The sequence below is a fragment of the Streptomyces hoynatensis genome (genome assembly GCF_003626535.1).
Lineage (GTDB): Bacteria > Actinomycetota > Actinomycetes > Streptomycetales > Streptomycetaceae > Streptomyces > Streptomyces hoynatensis.
Map to the genome: position 1 here is coordinate 1 of NZ_RBAL01000046.1, position 4,974 is coordinate 4,974.

Below are 4,974 nucleotides of genomic sequence, written 5' to 3' on the forward strand. Positions count from 1 at the left end.
CGATCGGCGCGGTGGTGCTGGTGGACACCCGGCGGCTTGCGGACTGTTTCCCCGCGGTGGACTACTTCGAGAACAGCGGGCTGCCGTTCGTGATCGCCCTCAACGGCTTCGACGGCCACCAGCCCTATGTGCCGGAGGAAGTCAGGGAGGCCCTCCAGATCGGCCCCGACGTGCCCATCATCACGACGGACGCCCGGGTCAGGTCCGAGGCGAAGAGCGCGCTGATCACCCTGGTCGAGCACGCGCTGCTGGCGCGCCTGCACTGACCCGTGCCCGGCCGCGCGGCGCACCGCCCCGGGGCCCGGCGCTCCCGCCGGACGGCCGCCGGCCGCCGTTGCGCGGGCCGTCGAAGCCCCAGGGCGCCTTCGCTCCCGGCGCCGCGCCGGGCGCCGCGGCGCCGTCCCCGGCGGCGGGTGGGGAGAAGCCCGGGCCCACGGGCCCGGGGCGGAAACCTTGCGCGTGATTGCGTTCCGATTGCAGTGCGGTTGCAGTGCCATCCCAAGCCGGTCCCCGCGCGACTTGGTAACAATTCGGCGCCGTATTCTGCCCTTCCTTCGCGCAATGCCGAGCACGCTGGGCGAGCGGGCCGTTCCGTTCCGCTCATCGCCCGGCCGCGGCACGGGGCGCGACGCCCGCAATGCCCGGCTGCGGGCCGCCGGAGAATGCCGCAGTTGCCGCGGCTGGGGCGCAATGCCCCATTTATCGGCGGCGACTTGCCCTTTCCCCTCCGCCGGGTGACCGCACCCGGCACGGGATTGGAAAGTCTTCGCTTGGCATGCTGGAATCCACCACGACTCCGCAGCAGAGAGCGGATCATCCGCGACGCGTGTGGCGATGCCGAGAGGTGACAGGCCCGTGAGGCGCAGCACCGAGACTCCCACCCATTCGAGGGAGTCCGCCGACTCCCCGACCCCCCGGCGCGGCGCGCCGCCGGCGCGCCCGGCGGCCCCGGCCCAGGGCGGCGAAGAAGCCGTCCCCACGGGCTCCAGATTCGCGCCCCGCAACTGGCGGGTGGTCACCAAGCTGTACGCGATCGTCGTGATCCCCGTGGCCGTGGCCCTCGCGCTCGGCGGCGTCCGGGTCTACGACTCCTATCAGGACTGGGACGACGCGGGCGCGGCCCAGCGGACCGCCGAGCTGGCGCGGGCCGCCACCTCCTACGCGCAGGCGCTGACCAACGAGCGCGACGTCTCCGCCCGGCCGCTTCTCGAGGGCGACACGGAAAACCCGGAGATCGCGGAGGTCCGCAGGACCACGGACGAGGCGCGCGACGCCTTCTACCAGGCCGCGGCGCGGGCGCCGCAGACCGAGAGCCTGGCCCGCCGGATGGCGGCCGTCAGCCAGGTGGAGCCCCAACTCGAGCCGCTGCGGCGGCGGGCGTTCACCGGGGAGCTGCCCGGGGCGCAGACCGAGGAGGGATACGTCAACCTGGTCCGCCCGCTGCTGACCTTCGCCAACGAGCTCAACCTCAGCGGCGAGAACCTCGTCTCCTACGGCCGCATCGTCTACACCCTCTCCCTGGCGAAGTCGGCGAGCTCGCTCCAGCGCGTCATCGGCCTGCACCTGCTGGTCGCGCCCGGCCCGAGCGAGCGGTACCTCAGGGAGCAGCTGACGGAGTTCAGCTCCTACCTCTACCTGGAGAACCTGGCCGAGACCGAGTACCGCTCCTCGGGCACCGACGACCAGAACGACCGGCTGATCCGGGAGATGGCCGCCGCCACCGAGGACCGGGCCGCCGAGGACCCCGACGCGCCGCCGCTGGACGAGATGGTGGAGCGCATCGCGGCCGGGGGATCGCCCGGCCAGCTCGCCGAGGCGGGGATCACCGCCGGGGCCTTCTGGGCCGCCTCCACCGCGGAGTTCGACGCGTACCGCACGGTCGAGCGCGAGATGGTCGACAGCGCGGTGAACGACGCGGCGCACGCGGCCTCGGTCGCCAGAAGGGACATGGTCGTCAACGCGGCGGCGGTCCTGCTCGCCGTGCTGCTCGCCTTCCTGGCCGCCTGGCTGATGGCGCGCACGATGAGCCGCGACATGCGCCGGCTGCGCGCGGCCGCCATCGAGGTGGCGGACAACCGGCTCCCCTCCGTGGTCGAGTCGCTGTCCCGCACCGTCCCCGGGAAGGTGGACACCACCGTGGCGCCGATCCAGGCGGTGGGCCGGGACGAGATCGGCCAGGTGGCCCGCGCCTTCGACCGGGTGCACCGCGAGGCGGTCAGGCTGGCCGCGGAGCAGGCCATGCTGCGCGGCAACGTCAACGCCATCTTCACCAACCTCTCCGGCCGCAACCAGGGCCTGATCGAGCGCCAGCTCGCCCTGATCACCGAACTGGAGAACAACGAGTCCGACGGCGCCCAGCTGGAGCACCTGTTCACGCTCGACCACCTGGCGACCCGCATGCGCCGCAACGGCGAGAACCTGCTGGTGCTCGCCGGCGAGGAGCCGAAGAACCGGTGGAACCAGCCGGTGCCGCTGGTGGACGTGCTGCGCGCCGCGGCCTCCGAGGTGGAGGCGTACTCGCGCATCGAGCTCACCGGCGTGCCCGAGCTCCAGGTCAAGGGCCCCGTCGTCAACGACCTGGTCCACCTGCTCGCCGAGCTGCTGGAGAACGCGACCACCTTCTCCTCGCCGCAGACCCCGGTCCGGGTGGCGGCCACCCGGCTGCCCGACGGCCGGATCATGATCGAGATCCACGACCAGGGCATCGGTCTCACCCAGGAGGACTTCGCCGAGATCAACAAGCGGCTGGACGAGCCCCCGGCCGTGGACGCCACGGTGTCCCGCCGGATGGGCCTGTTCGTGGTGGGCAGGCTCGCCGCGCGGCACGGCATCCGGGTGCAGCTGCGCCCGGCGGGCGAGCAGACCGGCACCACCTCGCTGGTGATGCTCCCCGGCATCGCCGTCCAGAGCGCGGGGGGCAGCCACCGCAGGCCGGCCCAGCCGGCCGAGGAGCGGTTCACCGTCTCCAGGATCGCGCCCGAGGAGGCGCAGATCACCGCGGCCGACCGCGAGGCCGGCGCCCGCACGGCCGCCGAGCTCGGCTTCGACGACTCCAGGTACGGGGCCGCGGCGCAGACCATGGAGCTGGGCACCCTCGGCAGGTCGCTCTCGCGCGCCAGGGGCCAGGCGGCCCTCGGCCCCGGCCCCGGGGCCCACCGGGCCGAACGGGCACATGGAGAGCCCGCGTTCGACCCGTCGCAGGGCTACACGGAATCTCCCCACGGTGGTCCCGTCGACAGCGGGCAGCGCGTAGGCTTCGATGGACCACGGGGCCCCGAAGAACAAGCGGCGGGGCACCCCTCGCCCGGCGCGGGGCTTCCCCGCCGTAGCACACGAAAGCGGCAGCGGCCCGAGGAGGAACCGGCACAGCGACTGCGCGAAGAGTCCCCGGCGTCTTCCACGGCCGGGGAAGTGCGGTGGGACCGCGGGCCGCGCCGCGAGGAGCGCTCCGGTGGCACCACCTCGGCCGGGCTCCCCAGGCGGGTGCCGCGGGCCAACCTGACCGAGCACTCGACTCCCGGGCCCGCCGGCGGCGGGCCCCAGGCCAGCCGGGTCTCCCGGGACCCGAAGGACGTCCGTGGCCGGCTGAGCAGCCTGCGTCGCGGAGTAGAGCAGGGCCGCGGCGCACAGCAGGGTCGCGGCGCGCGGAACGACGAATACGAGCAGGAGCGTTAGGGTGAGCCCGATGAGCCAGGCGGCGCAGAACCTGAACTGGTTGATCACTAATTTCGTGGACAACACCCCTGGGGTGTCGCACACGGTGGTGGTGTCCGCCGATGGTCTTCTTCTGGCGTTGTCGGAGGGGTTTCCGCGGGATCGTGCTGATCAGCTTGCGGCGGTGGCTTCCGGGTTGACGTCGTTGACGGCTGGTGCGTCGCGGATCTTCGAGGGTGGTGCGGTGAATCAGACGGTGGTGGAGATGGAGCGGGGGTTCCTCTTCATCATGTCGATTTCGGATGGTTCTTCGCTTGCGGTGCTTGCGCATCCGGAGGCCGATATCGGTCTGGTGGGGTACGAGATGGCGTTGCTTGTCGATCGTGCCGGTACCGTGCTGACGCCCGACCTGCGCGCAGAGCTCCAGGGGAGCCTGCTCAACTAGCAGACGCCTTGTGTGGATTGGGCCTGCGCCCCGTAAGGTGCTGGGACGTGGCGAGGCGTCGGGCACGGCATCCGCTACAGAGCAAGAGGCAGTCGGAGGAGGAACTGTGGCAACGCCCCCAGGCGGACCATACGGAAACGAGTACCCCGGGCAGGCGCACGGCACCGGGCGCTCGGGGCGCTTCAACTTCCCCTCGGCGCCGAGCGGCTCGCGCCGGCGGCCGATGCCGGAGTCGCACCAGGGCGCCCCGGCCCAGCCACGGGTGGCCGGCGCGGAGGAGCCGCACGGGGCGGCCCGCGGCCCCGGCTCCGGCGGCGGCAGGGCACGGGAGTGGAAGCCGCCCGAGGCGTCTCAACCCGCCCAGCCCCGGCGTCAGTTCGACAGCGAGCCGCAGCCACTGGTGCGCCCGTACGCGATGACGGGCGGCCGGACCAGGCCGCGTTACCAGCTGGCGATCGAGGCGCTGGTGAGCACCTCGGCGGACCCGGTCCAGCTCCAGGGCCAGCTCCCGGAGCACCAGCGGATCTGCCAGCTCTGCTACGAGGTGAAGTCGGTGGCCGAGGTCTCCGCGCTGCTGTCCCTCCCCCTGGGGGTGGCGCGGATTCTGGTGGCCGACCTGGCCGAGGCGGGGCTCGTCGCCATTCACCAGCCGGGGCACGAGGGTGATCCCGGTGGCCAGCCAGATGTGACACTGCTCGAAAGGGTGCTCAGTGGACTTCGCAAGCTCTAACGACGCCGGTCTCTCCGCGCCGTCCCGTTCCACGACGTCTGCGAAGATCGTGATCGCGGGCGGGTTCGGCGTGGGGAAGACCACGTTTGTGGGGTCGGTGTCGGAGATCAATCCGCTGCGGACCGAGGCGGTGATGACTTCGGCG

General features: G+C 72.5%; 4 protein-coding genes and 1 pseudogene. All 5 read left to right on the forward strand.

Annotated elements, in window-relative coordinates:
- On the forward strand, positions 1–266 hold a 266-nt coding region (locus D7294_RS31395; RefSeq protein WP_174248482.1), incomplete at its 5' end, for an ATP/GTP-binding protein.
- A 589-nt stretch (positions 267–855) separates the two neighbouring features.
- Positions 856–3,675: a sensor histidine kinase gene (locus D7294_RS31400; RefSeq protein WP_241562757.1), complete on the forward strand. Its 2,820-nt coding sequence runs from the start codon at positions 856–858 to the stop codon at positions 3,673–3,675.
- Positions 3,676–3,685: 10 nt separating this feature from the next.
- Positions 3,686–4,099 carry a roadblock/LC7 domain-containing protein gene (locus D7294_RS31405; protein ID WP_120685224.1) on the forward strand — a complete coding sequence of 138 codons (414 nt, stop codon included), beginning with the start codon at positions 3,686–3,688 and terminating at the stop codon, positions 4,097–4,099.
- A 106-nt stretch (positions 4,100–4,205) separates the two neighbouring features.
- Positions 4,206–4,829 (forward strand): DUF742 domain-containing protein, encoded by a 624-nt coding sequence (locus D7294_RS31410; protein ID WP_120685222.1) that lies wholly within the window; start codon positions 4,206–4,208, stop codon positions 4,827–4,829.
- A pseudogene (locus tag D7294_RS31415) lies at positions 4,810–4,974 on the forward strand (ATP-binding protein); the annotation flags it as partial. The gene D7294_RS31410 and the pseudogene D7294_RS31415, both read left to right, overlap by 20 nt.

Bases quoted from the DNA above. Each gene is read 5' to 3' on its own strand.
- D7294_RS31405 (WP_120685224.1), top strand. From the start codon at position 3,686: ATGAGCCAGGCGGCGCAGAACCTGAACTGGTTGATCACTAATTTCGTG.